Below are 20,237 nucleotides of genomic sequence, written 5' to 3'. Positions count from 1 at the left end.
CATGCTGAAAACCGTAGGAGCGTTTGATCGCATTGGCGATGAGAACGCATTTTCAGTCCTTGCGCGGGCAACAGCGCTCTCAGAACAAGGCCGGGATATCATCAATCTTGGCATCGGGCAGCCAGATTTCAAAACACCGGAGCACATCGTAGAAGCCGCTGTTAAAGCGCTGCGCGATGGTCATCACGGTTATACCAGCGCAAACGGCATACTTCCGCTGAGAGAAACCATTGCCGCCAGCCTACACAAACAAACCGGCACCTCTGTCTCGCCAGATAACGTAATGGTCGTGCCCGGTGGCAAAGTCACCATGTTCATGGCAATCCTGATGTTTGGCGAACCGGGCAAAGAGATCCTGTATCCCGATCCCGGCTTTCCAATCTACCGCTCTATGATCGAGTTTACGGGCGCAACTCCAATTCCAGTGCCAATCCGTGAGGAAAATGACTTCGCCTTTTCAGCTGAAGAAACCCTCAACCTGATCAACAAGCGCACCGCCCTGCTTATCCTCAACTCCCCCGCCAACCCGACTGGCGGCGTCACACCACGCACTGAGATTGAAAAGCTGGTGAAGGGCTTGGAGAACCACCCCAACCTACCCGTACTCTCCGATGAGATCTATTCACGCATGACCTATGACGGGCTGGGGCACACGTCCCTGCTGGAGTTTGAACAGCTCAAGGATCAACTGATCCTGCTCAATGGATGGTCCAAAACATGGGCAATGACAGGCTGGCGGATGGGATATTCTGTTTGGCCCGCATCTCTCATTGATAAAGCCCGCAAGCTTGCCGTGAACTGCTGGTCCTGCGTCAACACTCCAAGCCAATATGCAGGCATTGCTGCAATCAACGGCCCTCAGGACGCTGTCGACCACATGATGTTGGCTTTTGATAAGCGGCGGAAGCTGGTGGTGCAGGGCTTGAACGATCTACCTGGCATCTCATGCAAAACACCCAAAGGCGCATTCTACGCTTTCCCCAACATCAAAGAAACAGGCTGGCAAGCCAAACCACTGGCCTCAGCTCTCCTGGAAGAGGCAGGCGTCGCACTCGTTGGCGGACCAGATTTTGGGGTACTTGGAGAAGGATACCTGCGGTTCTCCTACGCGAATTCAGAGGAGAACATCTCACGCGCACTAGGCCGCGTGAGCGAGTTCCTAAGTACCCACAAAGCGTCTTAATCAGCGCTGCGCTGTCACCACAACAGCTTTTTCAATCAGCTCGGAAAGGTCTGATGCTTTGCTTTCTCGATGATCTGGTTGCATGACAAGGAACAGCGAAGAAAGGCCAACAGAGGTCAGACCATCCAGCTCATCAATATCAAACTGCAGCACAATCTCACCATCTGCATCCAGCAGCGATAAGCCATCTTCATAGCTCCACTGCCACGCCGTCGCTTTCGCGATTGGTGCGTAAATGCCTTGGCAATTTTCTGTCTCAAACGAATTGCCGTAGCCGCTTGCAGCAGGGTCTGACCCTAACTGAGCAGAGCAAGATTTAGATGAAAGTGCATCAGAGATCGACCAGCTACCAGAAATTACACTGGCATTCCCCGGCACCGAACTCCAGCCAGCAATGGCGAGCACACTACCAGTAATCAAGATTGTTTTTCTTAAAATCCCACGCATACGAACAGCCTCCAGGACATGTTTACATGTGAGATAGTCGACTCATTCAGTTAACTCAAGGTTAATTATAAATTAACCCGAAGATAACATCTCTAAAAACATAAATTATTCATGCGTTTAACACAAAAACAAATATCGAAATTACTTGTGAATGCTGGCAATTTAATCAAATATCTATAATTTTATACTAGTTATTATTTACATAGAATGCCGAATACACACTGGCATGTGTATCCCATACCAAAACAAGCATGGCAAAAGCGGGTTTTGCTAGTTCCTTCCCAAACAGAACGACGCATAGTGAATTCAAAAGGAAGGATGGAACTGCAGAATCGGTAAAGCCTAAGCCTTCAGCCAGCAGCAAAAGAATGCTTTAGTCAGGACGTTCCACTCTTCAAAAAAACAAAGGCGAGTCGAATAGGAGTATTCAGCCGACGAGAAGGACCATACAGGTCATGGCTAGAGTAAAAAAGCCAAACATCTTCAAGTCTTTACTGTCTTCCAAACTACCACGATAGTTAACCATCATGAAACTCCCAACGCAATACAACTAGCCACATAGATAAACGCGACTTGGTAAACATAGGGTTTCAATAAGGCAGTTTCACGGTTGTTTAATGCTCGGAATGTGTACAGCGTCTATAACTCAGGATTAGCACACAAACCGCCCACAGGTGTCAGCCGCTCACCAGGTCGAGGAGCACTCTCCCGAATACGAAGTACGGGCTCAATTAACATCAAGTCATTCTTAGGTTTTTCGCCCGCCATTTGCGCAAGCATGAGCTCTGCAGCTTTTAACCCAATCGTCCCCGCACCATTATCCACAGTGGTCAAAGCAGGGCTGCGATTTTCCGTTCCATCGGTATCATCGTAACCCACAATCGCCAGTTCTGGCCCCGGCTCAATACCAAGCCGACGAACAGCACTCATCACGCCCAGCGCCACAAGGTCGTTGAAACACACAACAGCGCTCGGCTTTGGCTCAGCTCGCACAATCTGCTTGGCAACAGAGCGTCCGTCATCCTGCGTCATCAACTCTGGAATATCCAGCTGCGCATCAACATCAATGCCAGCATCTTCCAGTGCAGATCGCCAGCCACGGTTGCGGTCACGCCCGGCAGAGCTTTCACGCCGCCCGCCAACCATCGCGATTTGCCGATGACCCTGCTCAATCAGGTGCTTGGTAATCCGGTAGGACCCGACAAAATCATCCCCGCGGACACAAGGGGCATCAGCCCCCGCAACATCACGGCAAACCAACGTCACAGGCACACCCTGCCGCACAATGGCGTTGATGTCCTTGTCCGTCGTGCCAACAGAGGCACACAAGATAAGCCCATCGACACGGTGCTGCAGCAATGTGTCGATAAAGTTCTTCTGCCGCTCAACCATATCCCGGTGATTGCAGATCAGGATGGTCTTGTTTTGCTCTGCCAGTGTCTCTTCCAGCCCGCGAAACACCTCGGCAAAATAGGGATTGAGAATATCGTGAACCGCCACACCAATCATGTTGGATTGAGATGTCCTCAAAGAAGCAGCGGAGCGATTATAGATATACCCCACGTCTTCGGCATAGGCTTTCACCCTTGCACGCGTGGCTTTCGCAATTAGCGGAGAGTCTCTCAACGCCAAAGAAACCGTAGCCGTCGAAACACCCAGTTTCTCGGCAAGATCGCCTAATCTCAGTGGTTTACCTGTGCCGTTCAATGCCAATTACCTCGCATATCCAGCCGGATCCATCCCGTATTCTTAAGCACTTATGCGCAGCAGTATCAGCAAATAGCAATCCTCCACTCTGCCTACAAAGAGGATTCACTCCAAAATCTCAAGCTTTGATCTCTTGCAAGAAACGCATAACATGCCGATATCATTAAGGATTAGGTATAAGCACGCGAAAGAATTTCCCGATATGTCCTCAGAGTTCAAACTCTTAGCTCAATACAACACCTGGATGAATGCTCGGCTCTATGAGTGTGCGGGCCAACTCAGTGATAAGCAACGACAAGAAGATCGAGGCGCATTCTTCAAATCGGTATTTGCAACACTCAATCACATTATGGTGGGAGATCTAATTTGGTTACGCCGTTTTGCTGACCATCCCATTGGCCATGAAAGCCTTAAAGATCTCGACCAGTTTCCGCACCCAACAGCTTTGACCTCCATTCCCTTTACAAACTGGGAGGAGTTGACAAAAGCACGGCAAAAACTGGACGCGATGATTGAAGAGTTCGCAGGTGAGATCACGGTCTTACAAGCAGAAAGTTCCCTCGCCTACTCCAACACCAAGGGCATTCCAGCCAATAAAAACTTTGGTAATCTGGTGTTGCATTTCTTCAACCACCAAACGCACCACAGAGGTCAAATCACAACGCTTCTTAGTCAATTCGGGCTCAATACACCCGATACTGACCTACTTCTCCTCTGTGAAGACGCATAGGGCAGAAGAACACACAAAGGCCCGCCACCGGTGCGGGCCAACGAGCAAGTGACTAGTCAGCAACTTCTAACTCAGTTGCTTTTTCCACTTGAGCTTCCGCTGTTTGAGCGTCAGCTTCCAGCTCTTCTTCCAAGTCCGGATCATCTTCAAAGCTGGCAGAAAGGTTCTTTTCTACCTGACGCAGCAAGCGGCGCAGCCTTTTGCGGTCCTTGTCGTCCAACCCAACAAGCGCTTCTTTCTCAAGCCGCTTCCATGCCCGGTCCACCTGGAAGATACGCGCACGTCCTTCTTCGGTTAGAAAGACCCGCGCCAAACGCCCGTCTTTCTCGGAGATTTTGCGGAACACCAAGCCTTGGGCAGCAAGCCGCGTCACCATCTTCGTCACAGTCGGAGGCTGAACACCAAGCGCTAGAGCGAGCTGGCTCATGGTCTTGCCATCAGTTTCATTCAAAATCTTCAGAACAGCTTCCTGTCCGGGATGAAGTCCAATTCGTGAAAGATGTGCCCCAGAACGCGCGCGCTGCGCCTTCGCTGCTTGCGCAAGACGAAAAGTCGTGCTTTTTTTAAAATTGAAACTCATGGTTTGGCAAATCTCGCTGCTATACAAATCATCGTAAAACGCCAAAAACTGGCAATGCACAGCAGTGATAGCCGCCGAATATATAAGTCAGATGACAGTTCGGCGATTATTTAGTGACCTAATGAGATTTCTTAGGCGATTAAGCACTTTCCGTTCTACTGAGTGAGACTCCACCACTCACGCAGACACTTTCATGTGGTGACCCATCGCAGCTTCCAACGCCTCAACCGCTTCACGGCAATAAGAGGCGTATTGTGTTGCCATCCGATAATCACGAGACCGAGGGTAAGGCGCATTCAGCGACATATCATAGGTGATCCGACCCGGACGGGCAGCCATCACCACAATGCGGGAGGATAAAAACACGCTTTCATAAACCGAGTGGGTCACAAACAGGATGGTCCAATCATGCTTGGACTTCAAATCCAGCAAATCGTCATTCAGCTTATTTCGGGTAATCTCATCAAGTGCCGCAAACGGCTCATCCATAAGCAACAGCTTTGGTTTTGTAATAAGCGCGCGTGCAATAGAAACACGCATCTTCATGCCGCCAGAAAGCTCTGAGGGCATATGCTTGGCAAAGCTGGAAAGCCCAACCATCTCCAAAGCATCTTCAACGCGCTCTTTCGCATCCTGCTTGGAAACGCCTTTAACCTTCAACGGCCAGTAGACATTGTCAGCAACGGTTCCCCACGGCAGCAGTGTAGGTTCCTGAAACACAAAACCGATATCATCCTGACCAGCGCGAACAATTTCACCGGAGCTTTGCTCTTCCAAACCGGAAATGAGCCGCAGGATGGTGGACTTACCACACCCTGACGGCCCGAGAATGCTCAAAAACTCCCCCGCCTTCACATCAAGGTCCAACCCATTAAGCGCGACTGTTCCATTCTCAAAGGCCTTCGATATGGCCTTTAAGGACAGGAGGGGGGAGTTTATTGCGGTCATCCTGCTAAGTACTCATCATTTGTCTGGTTTATCTAATTAGTACAGGCTTCATGGTCAGCACCACAAACATCAAATTCTGTTCCTGCATTATTCCATTTTATCAGCAAACCATAATTATGGCTGGTGTCAACGTCATCGGTTTGGGCATTGACCATAAATTCCTCGTAGACCGCATTATGGAATTCCGCAAGATTTTCTGCATTGAGTGGATCGACAAACTCCGCACATGCAGCTTTCCAGGTTTTTCCGGTGTCTTTGTATTCGCCATCAACCGACCAGATTTTATTGATGTTGGCGACTACTTTTTGGAAGTCCTCACCATTTGAGTGAGACACGTTATATAAATTCTTTGCTGTCGTGAGATCAGGGCTGCCATTTCCAACCAGCGCACATGATCCAAGTGGACCGTATAAGGAACCAATATCTTGATTATACTTATCGTTTAGCAGCTTACGGACATTCCCACTTCCAGTACTACAACTGCTAAAGAACATAACATCAGGTGTACTCCCATGGGCTTCTTTAAAGAAACTGGCAAAGTCCGCATTGGCAATCCCACCTACGCTGACAGTTGACCCATGTGCAGATACAAACACGTTCTTCAGATCGTTAAAATCTGTTTCGCTATTAATTTTCGCCACGGCCCCTGCGGATTTCATGAAGTAGACATCTTTTGCGCCGTGGTTTTTATCGGCCCAATGGGAAACAATTATATCCGCTGGGTTGGAGCATATTTCTTTTGTTAGTAGCACGGCCCCGGCCGCGCCTGCCTCACCTGCCATCAGCCCAGCAAGCGTTAGCGCGACACCGCCAATCAATCTATTTCGTGTGGTTTTAGAAAACATAAGTGGCTTCTCCTTCTTGTTATTCGCCACCTTTCAGGACGAGAAGAAGACGCACATGTGAGCCACCAGCCAAGCCGCCGTGCAATCAGAGTAAACGCCCTCTTACGCTGTACCTCTGAAAAACCCGAGGGCATGACACCTCGACCGATGACGCCAGCCACACAACGCGCTACTCTAGGGCTAGAACAACAAACACCGGATAAAAATATGAGCGCCCTGCCCCGCCGCCATTGGCACGAGATGACAACCACAGACTTCTCTGAAAGCGAGACGAGCGAGTGGATCGCAGTTCTGCCTATCGCTGCAATCGAACAACATGGCCCTCACCTCCCCGTCTATACCGATACCTGCATCGCAGAGGGGCAAGTGGCACGCACAATCGAGCTATTGCCGGAAGATCTGCCAGTCACGTTCCTACCAGTTCAGGCCGTGGGCAAGTCAGATGAGCACTTCTCCTTTCCCGGCACTTTGAGCCTTTCATGGGAAACAGCCATCAAATCATGGATCGAAATTGGAGAATGTGTCGCCCGCGCTGGCATCCGCAAATTGGTGCTCGCGAATTCTCATGGCGGCAACTCCCCGCTGATGGATGTCATTACCCGCGAACTCCGCATGAAGCATAATATGCTGGCCGTAGAATCCAGCTGGCTCCGCTTCGGCCAACCCGAGGGCTTGTTCTCAGCAGATGAATTCACCTACGGCATTCATGGCGGAGATATCGAAACCTCCATCATGCTGGCACTGCGCCCAGACCTTGTTCGCATGGAGAAGGCCACCAATTTCACATCTGCCCAGACCGAACACATCAACAAGGATGCATATTTACGCGCCCATGGTCGCCACCAATACGGCTGGATGAGTGAAGACCTGAACAAGACCGGCGCATTGGGCAATGCAGCTCTCGCCACCGTCGATAAAGGCAAGGCTTCTCTAACCCACGCATCACAAGAATTCATCAAACTTTTGCGGGATGTTCAACGGTTTGACGTGACATCCTTGATGAAGGTTCAGACCTAACAACTTCATTAAACCTCACATTTTCAACGAGATAGTAGGGTTGGAATTTCCTCTTGCCATAAATTGCCTTTTATGACAACTTACTCAAAACAAACACTCGAGGTTGGCATGAAGATCTGTCTCATAAAAGCATCTGCACCGAGCTATTTTAAGGATTACAAAAAAGCGCGAGGAGGCCCGCCTCAGTCCATCTTCTCAGCTGCGGCAGCAACCCCGCGCAGCTTTCAGTTGGAGATGCATGATGAAACCATAAAGATGGTCAATCCTGCCAAGATTACCGCCGACCTCGTGGTTATCTTCTTCGCAACTCCGGATGCCAACCGAGGCTATGAGCTGGCCTCAACCTTCTCAGCAAAAGGCAGTCAGGTTGTCATTGGTGGCCTCCACGCCACCTTCCTTCCAGAAGAGGCAGCCAAATACGCAGATGCGGTAATGACAGGTGAATGTGAGAACGTCTGGGACGAACTCCTTCAGGATGCACAGAACCGCAGTTTGAAGCCGCGCTACACTGGCACCACCGTTGACATGTCCACGTTGAAACCCTATCCGCGTCACCTCATTACAGCTGAGCAATATAATTGGGAATGGTCCGTTCTCGTCAGTCGTGGCTGCAAGCATAACTGCAGCTTCTGCCTCATTCCCGCAATGCTCGGCAAGACCCGTTATCGCCCGATCCCCGACATCATCGCTGAGATTTCGGAGATGGAAACTGACTGGCTTGAACTCCACGCAGATCACCTTACGGAAGATCGGGAATACGCTCTGGAGCTGTTTAAAGCACTTGAGCCGCTCAAAATTAGTTGGGCCGGTGAAACAACTATTCGCATTGCAGATGATCCAGAGCTTTTAGAAGCTGCGGCCAAATCTGGTGCAAAGTACTTACTTATTGGAATAGAAACCTCATCCAAGGCCGCTCTAAAGCGAGCTGGAAAAGGTTTTGTGAAGCCAGAAAATTTGAAAGAACAAATCTCTCGTATTCATGCGCATGGAATTATAGTTGATACCACGGCCATATTCGGTTTCGATGAACATACGACAGAAATTTTCATCGAAACCGCCAAGTTCTTTCATGACATCGGGGTCGATTTGACCGCGCCCGCCATTGCCATCCCATTCCCCGGCTCCCGCTTCTACAATCAGCTCGTGGACGAAGGCCGTTTACTCTCTGATAACTGGAGGGATTTTGATGGAGCTCACGCGGTCTATCAGCCTAAAAATATGAGCTGCGAAGAGCTTGAAGCTGAGGCAGAAGAATTCTCACAACATTTCTACTCAATCACACGAACCGCCTCGAGAAAACTACGTCAAATAAAAGACTTAGGGTTGGCAACCACACTACAATTGTCGTGATTGCCAACGCCTCAAATCGTTAGAAAGTCGGCAAAGTCTAAAGGCCCCAACCCTTATTCTCTGGCCGTCTAAAAAGGAGAGCTTTCACAGCTCTCCTTTTTCTATAATTCCGGCCCATGAAGCCGCATCAAAACCAAGCAAAAGTTGCTTCCCGCCGGTAATAAGTGGCCTTTTTATTAGTGAAGTCTCTTTCATCATCAACGCGATAGCGCTGGCTTGATCAGTTACGCAGGCTTTCGTATCATCATCTAACTTGCGCCATGTGGTGCCGCGTTTGTTCAAAACGACGTCCCAACCAAAGGTCTCACAAGCCTCTTGCAGGGCTGCTTCATCTGCGCCGTCTTTCTTGTAATCATGGAAATTGTAATCGGTTTTTGCTTCATCCAGAAGCTTCCGAGCCTTACGAACACTGTCACAGTTGCGGATACCATACATAATCAACAAGATCAGACCCCTTCATTTCCTCATGTATTAGATGAAGTTTACTCAGCTTAACGTAAGAGCGCCTTTCAACTGACTCCCACTAAACAGCAAGAAATACATGCATTACCCCCTGAATACGCTAGGATATTGCGCAACACCCACACAAATTCCCCGTTTCAACTACGCAATGCCCCCTAGACGCATTCATTCATATGGGTAATATCACGGAGACGTCAGAATCCCGTTTATTAAGGGGTCGGCGAAACTAGAGGGGCCCTGCAGGTGACGTTTACATCTGCATAAGGGGGCAAGGGGAGTAATTATAGAATGCGTTTGAAAATTGCATCCGCAGCATTGGCGATGGCGCTTGTTGCAGGAACTCAGGCAAATGCAGAAACGTTAAAATTCGCGTTTCAGGGTACATACAACCAGTTGGACCCATACAGCCTGAACGAAACCTTTACCATGGGCATGCACGGCAACGTCTATGAGGGCCTTGTTGTTCGCTCACCAGAGCTGGAAATTGCACCTGCTCTTGCAACCAGCTGGGAAGTTTTAGAACCAACCCGCTGGCGCTTTCACCTGCGCAAAGACGTTAAGTTCCACAATGGCAACACCTTTAACGCTGACGACGTAGTTTTCTCTGCTGATCGTGTCCGCGCTGAAGGCTCAGACATGACCAACCGCATTGATGCGGACGTCAAAGTTGTCAAAGTAGACGACTACACAGTTGATTTCATTCTGCCTGGTCCAAACCCAATCCTTCATTCTGAGTGGGCCACATGGTTCATCATGGATAAGGAATGGACTGAAGCAAACGATGCTGTAAAAGTAACGTCCGCTTCTGACACCAACCCGAACTACGCATCCTTGTATGCAAATGGCACGGGCCCGTTCAAAATCGGTTCCCATGAGCCAGGCGTTAAAACAACCTACACTGCCAACGATGGATGGTGGGGCCAGAAGCAGCACAACCTGACCAATGTTGAGTTCACTCCAATTGGATCTGATGCAACCCGTGTTGCTGCTCTGTTATCCGGCGAGCTGGATATGGTTTACCCTATTCCGGTACAGGACATCAAACGCGTAAACAACAATGACGGTACATCCGCTCTGGTTGGTCCAGAACTACGCACCATCTTCCTCGGCTTCGATCAGAACCGTGACGAGCTGCTGTACTCCGATGTTAAAGGCAAGAACCCGTTCAAGGACGTTCGCGTTCGTAAAGCGTTCTACCAGGCAATCAACGTTGACGCGATCAAAGAAAAAATCATGCGCGGCCTGTCCGAGCCTGCTGATCTGATGATCTCGCCATTCCTGTTTGCGAACTCTGCTGATTTCTCTCGTTACCCATACGATCCAGAAGCTTCCAAAGCTTTGCTCGCAGAAGCTGGCTACCCAGATGGCTTTGAAGTGGCAATGGACTGCCCGAATGATCGCTACGTCAACGATGAAGCAATCTGTCAGGCAACTGCATCCTTCCTCGCTCGCGTAGGCATCAAAATCAAACTGAACGCACAGCCAAAAGCGAAGTACTTCGCGAAAATTCTGGCGTCCGGTGGTTTTGATACCTCCTTCTACCTTCTCGGTTGGACCCCAGGTTCTTTCGACAGCTACAACGTTCTTATGAACCTGAACAACTGTCGCGACGACAAAGGCGCTGGTGGCCCGTTCAACCTTGGTGGTTACTGTAACACCCGCGTTGATGAGCTGACCGACATGGTTCTTTCCGAGAACGATCAGGAAAAGCGTAACGGTTACATCTCCGAAGCATACCAGATCATCCATGACGAAGTATCCCACATTCCTTTGCACCAGCAGGGTCTTGCATGGGGTGTTTCCGATAAGATTACTCTGAAACAGCGTGCTGATAACGAGTTTCATTTCCGCTACGTTATGAAGAAATAGTCTTCTGGACATAGCCAACAAAATAACAATCCGGCGTCTTCCCGGCGCCGGATATCTCATTCCTCGAGAATAATTAGAAAAAAATCATGTTTGGCTTCATATCCCGGCGTATCGCCATGGCACTCGTGGTCATGTTTGTCGTTGCCCTCATTTCTTTTTTGCTATTCCGGTTTGTCGGCGATCCTGTCAACCAGATGGTCGGCATTGAAACCACACCTTTACAGCGTGAAGCTTTGCGGCAGCGTCTTGGTCTCAATGACCCTGTGCTTGTTCAGTTTTTTCGCTACATTCTGGGTGCTATCCAGTTTGACTTTGGCAACTCCTATCAGTTCAAGCAGCCAGTAGCTGACCTTATCGGTCGCCGCCTGCCAGCAACTCTGGAGCTTTCCTTTGCCTCAGCCATTTTCGCACTAATGCTGGGCATTCCAATGGGCGTGTACACCGGCTTGAACCGCGATTCAGCGCTGTCCAAACTGTTCCTCTCCGTGTCTCTCATCGGCATTTCCCTCCCGACATTCTTTATCGGTATCCTGTTCATCTTCTTCTTCTCGGTAACCCTGCAATGGCTCCCGAGTTTTGGTCGTGGTGAAGTTGTCGCGATTGCCCCGTTCTGGGACACCGGCTTCCTGACCATCAGTGGTTTAAAGGCACTCATCCTGCCAGCTATCACACTGGGCCTCTACCAGATGACCCTGATCATGCGCCTCATCCGCGCTGAGATGCTGGAAGTTATGCGCACAGACCACATCAAATTTGCCCGCGCTCGTGGCCTGCCAAACCGCTCGGTCTATTACGTCCACGCGCTCAAAAACACGATGGTTCCGGTAATCACCATCACCGGCCTTCAGCTTGGCTCCATCATCGCCTTTGCGATTATCACCGAGACCGTGTTCCAGTGGCCGGGTATGGGCATCCTGTTCCTGCAAGCCGTGCAGAACGTGGATATTCCGATCATGGCAGCTTACCTGCTGCTCACCGCTTTCATCTTCGTTGTCATCAACCTGGCTGTCGATATTCTTTACATCGTTATCGACCCGCGCCTGCGCACCGAACGCTCACGCGCTTAAGAAGCGGCAAGGATAAGAAACATGACAGATAACAACCCCACCGTTTCCGGCAGCGAGGCTCCCAAAGCCCCTCGCTCTGCCTTGGCACGTTTTCTCGACAGCGACCTGTTCCACAGCTTCTTAAGTTCCAAGGTCACGGTCATTGCGGCAATCACCACCGTAATCTTGATGCTTGCCGCATTGTTTGCCCCGCTAATTGCGCCATTCAACCCATTTGATCTGGCTCAGCTCGATATCATGGACGCTCGCATTCCGCCGGTTGGCATGGAATGGTCCGACCCACGGTATCTTCTGGGAACTGATGATCAAGGCCGCGATATGGTCTCTGGCATTCTGTACGGCATGCGCATCTCACTGGCTGTTGGCTTCATGTCTGTTGCATTTGCCGCTGTCCTTGGCATTTCGTTAGGCCTGATCTCCGGGTATGTAGGCGGGCGCACCGACGCAATCATCATGCGCATTGCAGACGTTCAGCTCACCTTCCCTGCCATTCTGCTCGCCCTCCTCATTGATGGTGTCGCCAGCGGCATTTTCGGCAACCTCGATAGGGAAACATGGGCCATCTGGATTCTGACCTTCTCCATCGGTCTGTCCTTCTGGGTGCAGTACGCACGGACAGTGCGCGGCTCCACGCTGGTTGAGAAAAACAAAGAGTACGTTCAGGCGGCACGCGTTATCGGCATTCCGGCATGGACCATCATGGTCCGCCACGTCTTGCCAAACGTTCTTGGCCCTGTGCTGGTTATCGCAACCATCAACCTTGCGCTCGCCATCATCACAGAAGCCACCCTCTCCTTCCTCGGTGTTGGTGTTCCATCAACACAGCCATCATTGGGCACATTGATCCGCATCGGCAACGACTTCCTGTTCTCAGGTGAGTGGTGGATTGCGATCTTCCCAGGTTTGGCCCTCGCGATCCTCGTACTGGCAGTGAACCTGCTAGGCGATTGGCTCCGCGACGCCTTGAACCCGAAACTGCGCTAGGGAGAAGAGACCATGAGCATCCTTGATATTCGCGGCCTCACCGTAGAATTCCCAAGCCGCAAGGCAAACTTTGTGGCGTCCCGTAATGTGTCCCTCTCCGTCGAACCGGGTAAAATCCTCGGCGTCGTTGGCGAAAGTGGCGCGGGCAAGTCCACAGTCGGCAACGCCGCAATCGGCCTTCTGGAACATCCGGGCCGTATTGCTGAAGGTGAAATTCACCTCGCAGGCCAGCGCATCGATAATTTGCCGCCGGAAAAATACCGGCAGCTGCGCGGCAAGCGTATCGGTATGATCTTTCAGGATCCCCTGACATCGCTCGACCCGTTGCAAACCATCGAGTTCCAACTGGTTGAAACCATTCGCTTGCATCTGTCGCTGACCAAAGCAAAGGCACGCGACCGGGCTATCGAACTGCTGGATCAGGTTGGCATTCCAAACCCGTCAGAGCGTATCCGTCAGTACCCGCACCAATTCTCTGGCGGCATGCGTCAGCGCGTTGTGATTGCCCTGGCTCTGTGTGCAGATCCCGAAGTGATCATCGCAGATGAGCCAACCACCGCACTCGACGTGTCCATTCAGGCCCAAATTCTGGACCTGATGAAGAAGCTCTGCTCCGAGAAAAACGTGGCCATGGTCGTCATCACCCACGATATGGGCGTGATTGCTGACCTCACCGACCACGTGGCGGTTATGTACCGCGGTGATCTGGTGGAATACGGCGAATCCAAACAGGTTCTGGGCGCTCCACAGCACCCATATACACAGAGCCTGATTGCAGCTGTTCCCCGTCCGGATGTGAAGGTTCACCGCTTCCCGCAGGTGGATTACATTGAGGGCTCTGCAAAGCCATTCAAGCAGATCGACATCGCTACTCACTGGCTGGGTAAAGCACGCGATTACAAAGCGGTCGAAGGCCCTTTGCTCTCTGTTAAAGACGTCACCATGAAGTTCCTCACCAAGGACGCATGGATCACAAAGAACAGACAGTTCTTCACCGCATTGGACAAGGTCAGCTTTGACATTCACCCGGGCGAGACCTTCGGTCTTGTGGGGGAGAGTGGCTCTGGCAAGTCAACCATCGCACGCGTCATCACCGGTCTGTACCATCCTGCTGGCGGGACAGTTCACTTTGCAGGGCAGGAACTCACCAGCCTGAAGGACAGGAAACAGGTTTTGGCTATGCGTCGTCAGATGCAGATGATCTTCCAGGATCCGTTCTCCTCCCTCAACTCCCGCATGCGTGTGCGTGACATTGTTGCTGAGCCCATCAAGTTCCACAAACTGGCCAGCTCCAACAGCGAGGCAAACCAGATCGTCGATGACCTTCTGGAACATGTTGGTCTGGGTGTTGCAGCAGCAGCAAAGTTCCCGCATGAGTTTTCCGGCGGTCAGCGTCAGCGTATTTCCATCGCACGCGCTCTGGCAACACGCCCACGGTTCCTTGTGTGTGATGAGCCAACGTCTGCACTGGATGTTTCCATTCAGGCACAGATCCTCAACTTGCTCAAAGACCTGCAGGACGAGCTTGGCCTTACTATGCTGTTCATCAGCCACGACCTCGCGGTCATCCGGCAGATGTGTAACCGCACCGGCGTCATGCGCCACGGTCAGCTTCTGGAAGTCTCGGAGACGGAAGAACTCTTCGACAAGCCAAAACATCCATACACAGCAGAGCTACTCTCTCTGATGCCAAGCATGGACGGTCTATCCCGCCAGAACATGGACCTGGAAACGGCTTAAAACCAACCAAGATCCAAACAAATAGAAGGGGCCAATAGGCCCCTTTTTCATGACTATTAAAAGGTCACGGCTTGGCTCTCATTTTCATCGCAGAAGCGACGAAGGCATCAAAGATTCTCTCGCCGCAATCATATTTGACTTTTTCAGGCTCATCCAACCAAATTAGGCCGGGTGCAGAACAATGTTTGCCCCCGCACACCATCGCTGTCTCCGGGTAACCAATGGGCTCCACATGAGCTATGTAGGTGCGCGTCCGTCCCTTAGGGGCGTGATCCTTACATCTGACAACTGCCATAACATTCCTTTAATTTCAGCTCGTTTCGTATGCGCTGCTACGAGAGTTGAAGCCTCTATAATTTGTACTCCATCAGCTCAATTCGGTTGCCAAACGGATCTTCGGTGAACTTGCGAATATAACCCGGCAGCGGTTTGTCGTCTTTCAAAACGGCACCAGCTTTTGCCAAACGGTCGACTGTTTCCTGCAGGTTATCCAACAGGAATGCCGGGTGGCCTTTTTTGCATGGGGTAAAAGGAACTTGAACACCTAGATGCAGGTTTACGACTCCAGAGGTGAACCATGCGCCGCCACGGCCTTGTAATGCCTCAGGTTTTGGAACTTCGGTGAAGCCAAGCAGGTTTACGAAAAAGGTACGTGCAACGTCTTCTTCGCCAACAGGAATGGTCATCTGAACATGATCAAAAGCAATAATACCCATATATAATCTCCTCAAAAATGGTTTGGACGCGCCACAACCACTCTAATGGAGGAGGACGCTATTTGAAAACAGCGAAGCGCTTTTCGAGAAACGCCTGCTGAAATTCTGGCAACGAAAATCAGCCTCTGGCCTTGAGAATACAACTTACTCCAATCTCTGATTATTCAGCGATCGCGGCGGAAACAACAAGAAAAATTGCCCCAACACTCGTTGAGGCAATCAACCGTAAATGAAAGGGAATGCCAGAATTCGAGTTAGTCCTGCCTCAAGCACAAGCAATAACCGTTAAGTTTCAGCATTCTATTTCTTAATTGAACAAAACAAAAGCACGCGCACTCAATCCTTCCGCGCCACAATAAACCGGCCCATTGGGGAGGCTGGGTAGTTACCCGTCTCTATAATTGTAAATCCGGCAGTTTCAATCGAGCGGGCCAGCTCTCGTTGCTTGAAGTATTTCACGTAAGGGGCGTAGCCAACAAAGCGGGCCACGTTGATGAGCCACCGCCAGTAAAAAGCGGCATCGCCCAAACATGGTGTTTTTGATATAAACAGACCACCCGGCTTCAGCAGACTATGGGTCTGTTTAATCGTACCTGTGGCATCTTTGATCAGGTGGATGAGATTGAAGGCCATCACCACATCATATGTCTTACCTTGCAATGAATTGCCCTGAGCTGGCGAATGGACAAAACTCACGTTCTCGACGCCGTCCTTCTGCGCTTTTTCGCGTCCGAACTCAATCATCTTCAGCGAAATATCGCTGGCCGTAATATGCTTGACAAAAGGCGAGATCAAAAGCGCTGTGGAGCCACTGCCACACCCCATTTCCAATACCTCCTGATCTTGAGAAAGATAAGATCGCACCCGCTCCATAGCCCTCTCATAAGATGCTGTGTCCTTCATTGGCCGAGCAACGTATCCCGGCGCCTGTTTGTCCCAAAATTTCGCTATATCTTGCATGTGGTGTCTCCTTTGAGAGCATAGTACTCATGCAAAAACTCAAAACAAATTGCCTAATATTGTTGTTTAGATATACAAATATGCATGAATTGGCAGTCAGTCTCTTTCGATTGGAATCAAGCCCGTGCTTTCCTCGTCACTGCTGAGGAAGGCTCGCTGTCTGCTGCTGCCCGCGCTCTGGGGCTTACGCAGCCAACATTGGGAAGACAGGTCACCGCTCTGGAAGAAGCTCTGGGTGTCACCCTGTTTGAGCGCGCCGGCCGCTCTCTCACCTTGACACAATCAGGCATGGAACTCCTCGACCATGTAAAATCTATGGGAGAAGCCGCAAGCCGCATCTCCCTCACAGCTTCCGGGCAATCTCAGGAAATTGACGGGCACGTCTGCATCAGCGCCAGCGATGCCATGGCAGCGTTCATCTTACCGCCAATCCTCAAGCACCTCAGAGCGAGCGCTCCCGGGATTGAGGTGGAGATTGTTGCAACCAACTCCGTCAGCGATCTACAACAGCGCGAAGCCGATATCGCTATCCGCCATGTCCGACCAGAACAACCCGACCTGATTGCAAAGCTGGTGAAAGAATCCTTCGCTCTCTTTTACGCCTCAAAGGGTTATTTGGACAAAAAAGGCCGCCCACAATCGACAGGAAACCTCTCGAATCACAATTTCATCGGATTCGACAGGCCAGACAGATTTCTGAAGCACTTTAGCCAAACCAATCTGCCCTTAACGACGCAGAACTTCAAACTCACAACCATGAGCGGTGTGGTTGGTTGGGAACTGGCCAGAAACGACCTCGGCATCATCATCATGCTTGAAGAGATCGGGGAAAAGTTCCCCGACATGGAACAGGTTCTACCATCATTCGATCCATTCCCGGTCCCAATCTGGCTGGCAACCCACCGCGAGCTTCACACCTCCCAACGCATCCGTCTGGTCTTCGACCTTCTGGCAGATGCGCTTTCAAAATAACGATCAGGCAGAGGCCAACTCACTCTCCATCACATAATGCAGCTCGTTGAACTGCTGCCGGAAGGCTGATGTTTCCGCGAACCCGATAGATTTTACAGCATTAAAGTTGGCTATCCTACCCAGAAAGCCCATGACATCCACCCGCTCAATAAGTTCGGCGTCATTGCAGACGATCAGTTCGCGGAAAACTGTCCACAGCGAGAATTATCCTCATTCTCCTGTGTATTCGAGGACAAGCAATCGAAACCCCTCCAATACCATCAGGAATCATCATGCCGTGATCGCGGGTTTGATCAAGATCACGGCATACCTACATCACATAGGGGAGGTTACGTACTTGCTCACAACACAGCCCCTTGACCCGCCATCACCAATGGTAATAAGTCCTGATGGTCTAAACTCGGCAACCGAAGATAGCTCTGATGAACGCACACTCAGCCTCCCCAGCCACAACAGTCAAACTTGATATTACGGGAATGACATGTGCAGGTTGCGCATCCCGTTTGGAAAAGACCCTGCAAGCGACCGATGGCGTGGTCAACGCCACCGTAAATTTTGCGCTTGAGTCAGCGGAGGTCCAGCATCTGCCACAGGTCGCTGCAAACGACCTTCTCATGGTTGTCTCCACCGCAGGGTTTGAGGCGAAAGAACGCCACGACGAAGCGGAAGCCGCAAAAAAAGCTCACGATGAGCGCGAAGCACAAAGCCACGCAGAAGAACGCAAAACCTTTCATCTTTTTGCGTTTTCAACGCTACTGGCGATTCCGCTAGTCATTCCAATGGTTTTGATGGCTTTTGGGGTGCAATTTGAACTATCTGGCCTCGCACAGTTTGCGTTGGCCACACCTATCCAGATTTTTGTTGGTGCCCGATTCTACAAGGGTGCATTTGCAGCGCTCCGTCATGGCGGCGCAAACATGGATGTCCTTGTTGCTCTAGGCACATCTGCAGCTTATCTGTTCAGCGTCTACAATGTTTTCCTCGCCCCCCAAACGCATGACACCGCCCTATATTTTGAAGCATCAGCCGTTATCCTGACGTTGATCTTGCTGGGTAAGTATCTGGAAATCAGAGCAAAACGCTCAACCACAGCAGCAGTGCGGTCCCTGTTTTCACTGCGCCCAACCACCGCAAACAAGATCGTTGGTGATAAGATTATCCCCACCAGCATCTCCGACCTGCGCTTGGGCGATTACATTGTTGTCAAACCGGGCGAGCGTGTTCCAACCGATGGCATCATCGAAGACGGTGAGAGCGAGCTGGATGAATCTATGCTCACAGGCGAAAGCCTTCCCATCCACAAAAACACAGGCGATCAGGTAACCGGTGGAACGATCAACGGATCAGGCGCAATTTTTGTACGCACCACGGCCCTTGGAGAATCAACACGCTTAGCGCAGATTATCCGCCTTGTAGAAGGTGCGCAGGCGTCCAAAGCGCCCCTACAAAAATTAGTCGACAAAGTCGCCGCTATTTTTGTTCCCGTTATTGTGCTCATCGCAATCGCAACATTTGCAGGCTGGATGCTTTATTCTGGCGATGTTAATGCAGCAGTTGGCGCATCCGTTGCCGTACTGGTCATCGCCTGCCCTTGCGCCCTTGGACTTGCTACCCCTACCGCCCTTGTTGCTGGTACAGGCGCTGCCGCAAAAGCTGGCATACTTATCCGCGATATTGAAGCGCTGGAACGGGCTCACAAAGTCGATACCATTCTCTTTGATAAGACCGGCACGCTGACAGTTGGAAAGCCGGTTCTTACGGATGCTCAGGCGTTTGACCGTAACAACGACCGCCTGCTGCTCATCGCCGCCAGCGTTCAGCTCGGCAGCGAGCATCCCCTCGCCAGCGCACTTATCCGCGCGGCAGAGGAAAAGGGCCTCAAGCTCACCCGCCCACGCGCAGTTAAAGCTATCCCCGGCAAGGGGTTGATTGGTGAACTCACAGGCCAGCAAATTGCCATTGGCAACGCTGCCTTGATGGAAGATCTCAATATCACTCCATCTATGACTGGCGCAGGTCTTATAAAGACTTACGAATCAGCAGGTAAGACCGCTGTCACAGTCGCACTCGGAGATCGCGCAATCGGCGTTCTTGCTTTTGTTGATCAGGCACGAGAAACTGCAAAAGAAGCAGTTGCCCAACTCAAACAGCAAGGCATCCGCACAGTTATGCTCACTGGCGATACTGAGCTTGCAGCAAAAACCATTGCAGATCAGGTCGGCGTTGATGAGTATCAGGCTCGTGTACTGCCAGAAGGCAAGAACGAAGTCGTAAATGACCTGAAAGAACAAGGCTATATCGTTGCCATGGTCGGCGATGGCATCAATGATGCCCCTGCTCTTGCGGCCGCTGATCTCGGCATTGCCATGGGCTCTGGTGCTGATGTTGCGTTGGAAACCGCCGGAGTTACTCTCATGCGCTCCGAGCCGAAAATGATCCCCGCTGCGCTGGACATCTCCAAGGCAACCCTCAGAAAAATCAGACAGAACCTGTTCTGGGCCTTCATCTACAACATCATCGGAATTCCATTGGCAGCCTTCGGGTTACTCTCCCCTGTCATCGCTGGCGCTGCCATGGCAATGAGCTCCGTCTCCGTCGTGACCAACGCCATGTTCCTAAGGCGCTGGAAACCGAAGAACATGGACTGAGCCAAAACCAAG

General features: G+C 51.0%; 19 protein-coding genes. 10 read left to right on the top strand and 9 right to left on the bottom strand.

Annotated elements, in window-relative coordinates; genetic code table 11:
* The first annotated feature begins 1 nt into the window (after position 1).
* The gene (locus tag BLS62_RS21770) at positions 2–1,183 is read left to right on the top strand and encodes a pyridoxal phosphate-dependent aminotransferase (protein ID WP_093185896.1); all 1,182 of its coding nucleotides are present in this window, start codon (positions 2–4) and stop codon (positions 1,181–1,183) included.
* Here BLS62_RS21770 and BLS62_RS21765 read toward each other — a convergent pair whose 3' ends face one another.
* Positions 1,184–1,630: an AprI/Inh family metalloprotease inhibitor gene (locus BLS62_RS21765; RefSeq protein ID WP_093185891.1), complete on the bottom strand. Its 447-nt coding sequence runs from the start codon at positions 1,628–1,630 to the stop codon at positions 1,184–1,186.
* Between the two features lie 639 nt (positions 1,631–2,269).
* Positions 2,270–3,343, bottom strand: coding sequence for a LacI family DNA-binding transcriptional regulator (locus BLS62_RS21760; RefSeq protein WP_208991018.1), 1,074 nt, complete (start codon positions 3,341–3,343; stop codon positions 2,270–2,272).
* 196 nt (positions 3,344–3,539) lie between these two features.
* Between BLS62_RS21760 and BLS62_RS21755 the strand changes: the two genes are divergently transcribed.
* Entirely contained in the window at positions 3,540–4,067 is a 528-nt protein-coding gene (locus tag BLS62_RS21755) for a DinB family protein (protein WP_093185886.1), read from the top strand.
* 52 nt (positions 4,068–4,119) lie between these two features.
* On the opposite strand, the gene BLS62_RS21750 is transcribed toward BLS62_RS21755, so the two are convergent.
* The 3 genes from BLS62_RS21750 to BLS62_RS21740 all read right to left on the bottom strand — a co-directional run bounded on the left by BLS62_RS21750 (position 4,120) and on the right by BLS62_RS21740 (position 6,440).
* Positions 4,120–4,647, bottom strand: a complete 528-nt coding sequence (locus BLS62_RS21750; RefSeq protein WP_093185881.1) for a MarR family transcriptional regulator — start codon at positions 4,645–4,647, stop codon at positions 4,120–4,122.
* A 177-nt stretch (positions 4,648–4,824) separates the two neighbouring features.
* The gene (locus tag BLS62_RS21745; RefSeq protein WP_093185876.1) at positions 4,825–5,595 is read right to left on the bottom strand and encodes an ABC transporter ATP-binding protein; all 771 of its coding nucleotides are present in this window, start codon (positions 5,593–5,595) and stop codon (positions 4,825–4,827) included.
* Positions 5,596–5,627: 32 nt separating this feature from the next.
* Positions 5,628–6,440: a hypothetical protein gene (locus BLS62_RS21740; protein WP_093185870.1), complete on the bottom strand. Its 813-nt coding sequence runs from the start codon at positions 6,438–6,440 to the stop codon at positions 5,628–5,630.
* Positions 6,441–6,647: 207 nt separating this feature from the next.
* On the opposite strand from BLS62_RS21740, the gene BLS62_RS21735 reads away from it, so the two are divergent.
* Together BLS62_RS21735 and BLS62_RS21730 are read left to right on the top strand one after the other, a co-directional pair.
* On the top strand, positions 6,648–7,457 hold the full coding sequence (locus BLS62_RS21735; protein WP_093189379.1) for a creatininase family protein: 810 nt from the start codon (positions 6,648–6,650) through the stop codon (positions 7,455–7,457).
* Positions 7,458–7,565: 108 nt separating this feature from the next.
* Entirely contained in the window at positions 7,566–8,807 is a 1,242-nt protein-coding gene (locus tag BLS62_RS21730; protein WP_093189375.1) for a B12-binding domain-containing radical SAM protein, read from the top strand.
* A gap of 84 nt (positions 8,808–8,891) precedes the next feature.
* Here BLS62_RS21730 and BLS62_RS21725 read toward each other — a convergent pair whose 3' ends face one another.
* Entirely contained in the window at positions 8,892–9,242 is a 351-nt protein-coding gene (locus tag BLS62_RS21725) for an ArsC family reductase (RefSeq protein ID WP_093185865.1), read from the bottom strand.
* A gap of 315 nt (positions 9,243–9,557) precedes the next feature.
* Between BLS62_RS21725 and BLS62_RS21720 the strand changes: the two genes are divergently transcribed.
* The 4 genes from BLS62_RS21720 (at position 9,558) to BLS62_RS21705 (ending at position 14,929) form a co-directional block, all read left to right on the top strand.
* Positions 9,558–11,138: an ABC transporter substrate-binding protein gene (locus tag BLS62_RS21720; protein ID WP_093185860.1), complete on the top strand. Its 1,581-nt coding sequence runs from the start codon at positions 9,558–9,560 to the stop codon at positions 11,136–11,138.
* Between the two features lie 86 nt (positions 11,139–11,224).
* Entirely contained in the window at positions 11,225–12,205 is a 981-nt protein-coding gene (locus tag BLS62_RS21715; RefSeq protein WP_093185855.1) for an ABC transporter permease, read from the top strand.
* Between the two features lie 21 nt (positions 12,206–12,226).
* Complete coding sequence (locus BLS62_RS21710) at positions 12,227–13,189, top strand: ABC transporter permease (RefSeq protein ID WP_093185850.1); 963 nt, start codon at positions 12,227–12,229, stop codon at positions 13,187–13,189.
* Between the two features lie 12 nt (positions 13,190–13,201).
* A complete protein-coding gene (locus BLS62_RS21705; RefSeq protein WP_093185840.1) occupies positions 13,202–14,929 on the top strand; it encodes a dipeptide ABC transporter ATP-binding protein in 1,728 nt (575 codons plus the stop codon).
* A gap of 350 nt (positions 14,930–15,279) precedes the next feature.
* Here the strand turns inward: BLS62_RS21705 and BLS62_RS21695 are convergent, their stop codons facing one another.
* Positions 15,280–15,645: a VOC family protein gene (locus BLS62_RS21695; RefSeq protein ID WP_093185830.1), complete on the bottom strand. Its 366-nt coding sequence runs from the start codon at positions 15,643–15,645 to the stop codon at positions 15,280–15,282.
* A 336-nt stretch (positions 15,646–15,981) separates the two neighbouring features.
* Positions 15,982–16,605: a class I SAM-dependent methyltransferase gene (locus BLS62_RS21690; RefSeq protein WP_093185826.1), complete on the bottom strand. Its 624-nt coding sequence runs from the start codon at positions 16,603–16,605 to the stop codon at positions 15,982–15,984.
* An 84-nt stretch (positions 16,606–16,689) separates the two neighbouring features.
* On the opposite strand from BLS62_RS21690, the gene BLS62_RS21685 reads away from it, so the two are divergent.
* Positions 16,690–17,577 carry a LysR family transcriptional regulator gene (locus BLS62_RS21685; RefSeq protein WP_093185821.1) on the top strand — a complete coding sequence of 296 codons (888 nt, stop codon included), beginning with the start codon at positions 16,690–16,692 and terminating at the stop codon, positions 17,575–17,577.
* 3 nt (positions 17,578–17,580) lie between these two features.
* Here BLS62_RS21685 and BLS62_RS32625 read toward each other — a convergent pair whose 3' ends face one another.
* Positions 17,581–17,709 carry a hypothetical protein gene (locus BLS62_RS32625; RefSeq protein ID WP_280141870.1) on the bottom strand — a complete coding sequence of 43 codons (129 nt, stop codon included), beginning with the start codon at positions 17,707–17,709 and terminating at the stop codon, positions 17,581–17,583.
* Positions 17,710–17,999: 290 nt separating this feature from the next.
* Here BLS62_RS32625 and BLS62_RS21680 point away from each other — a divergent pair, with 290 nt between their 5' ends.
* Entirely contained in the window at positions 18,000–20,225 is a 2,226-nt protein-coding gene (locus tag BLS62_RS21680) for a heavy metal translocating P-type ATPase (protein WP_093185816.1), read from the top strand.
* Positions 20,226–20,237 lie beyond the last annotated feature (12 nt).

This window comes from Pseudovibrio sp. Tun.PSC04-5.I4 (genome assembly GCF_900104145.1).
In the GTDB taxonomy this organism is placed as follows: Bacteria; Pseudomonadota; Alphaproteobacteria; order Rhizobiales; family Stappiaceae; genus Pseudovibrio.
Note: the sequence above shows the minus strand (reverse complement) of the source record. Positions and strands in the feature narration are given on the sequence as shown.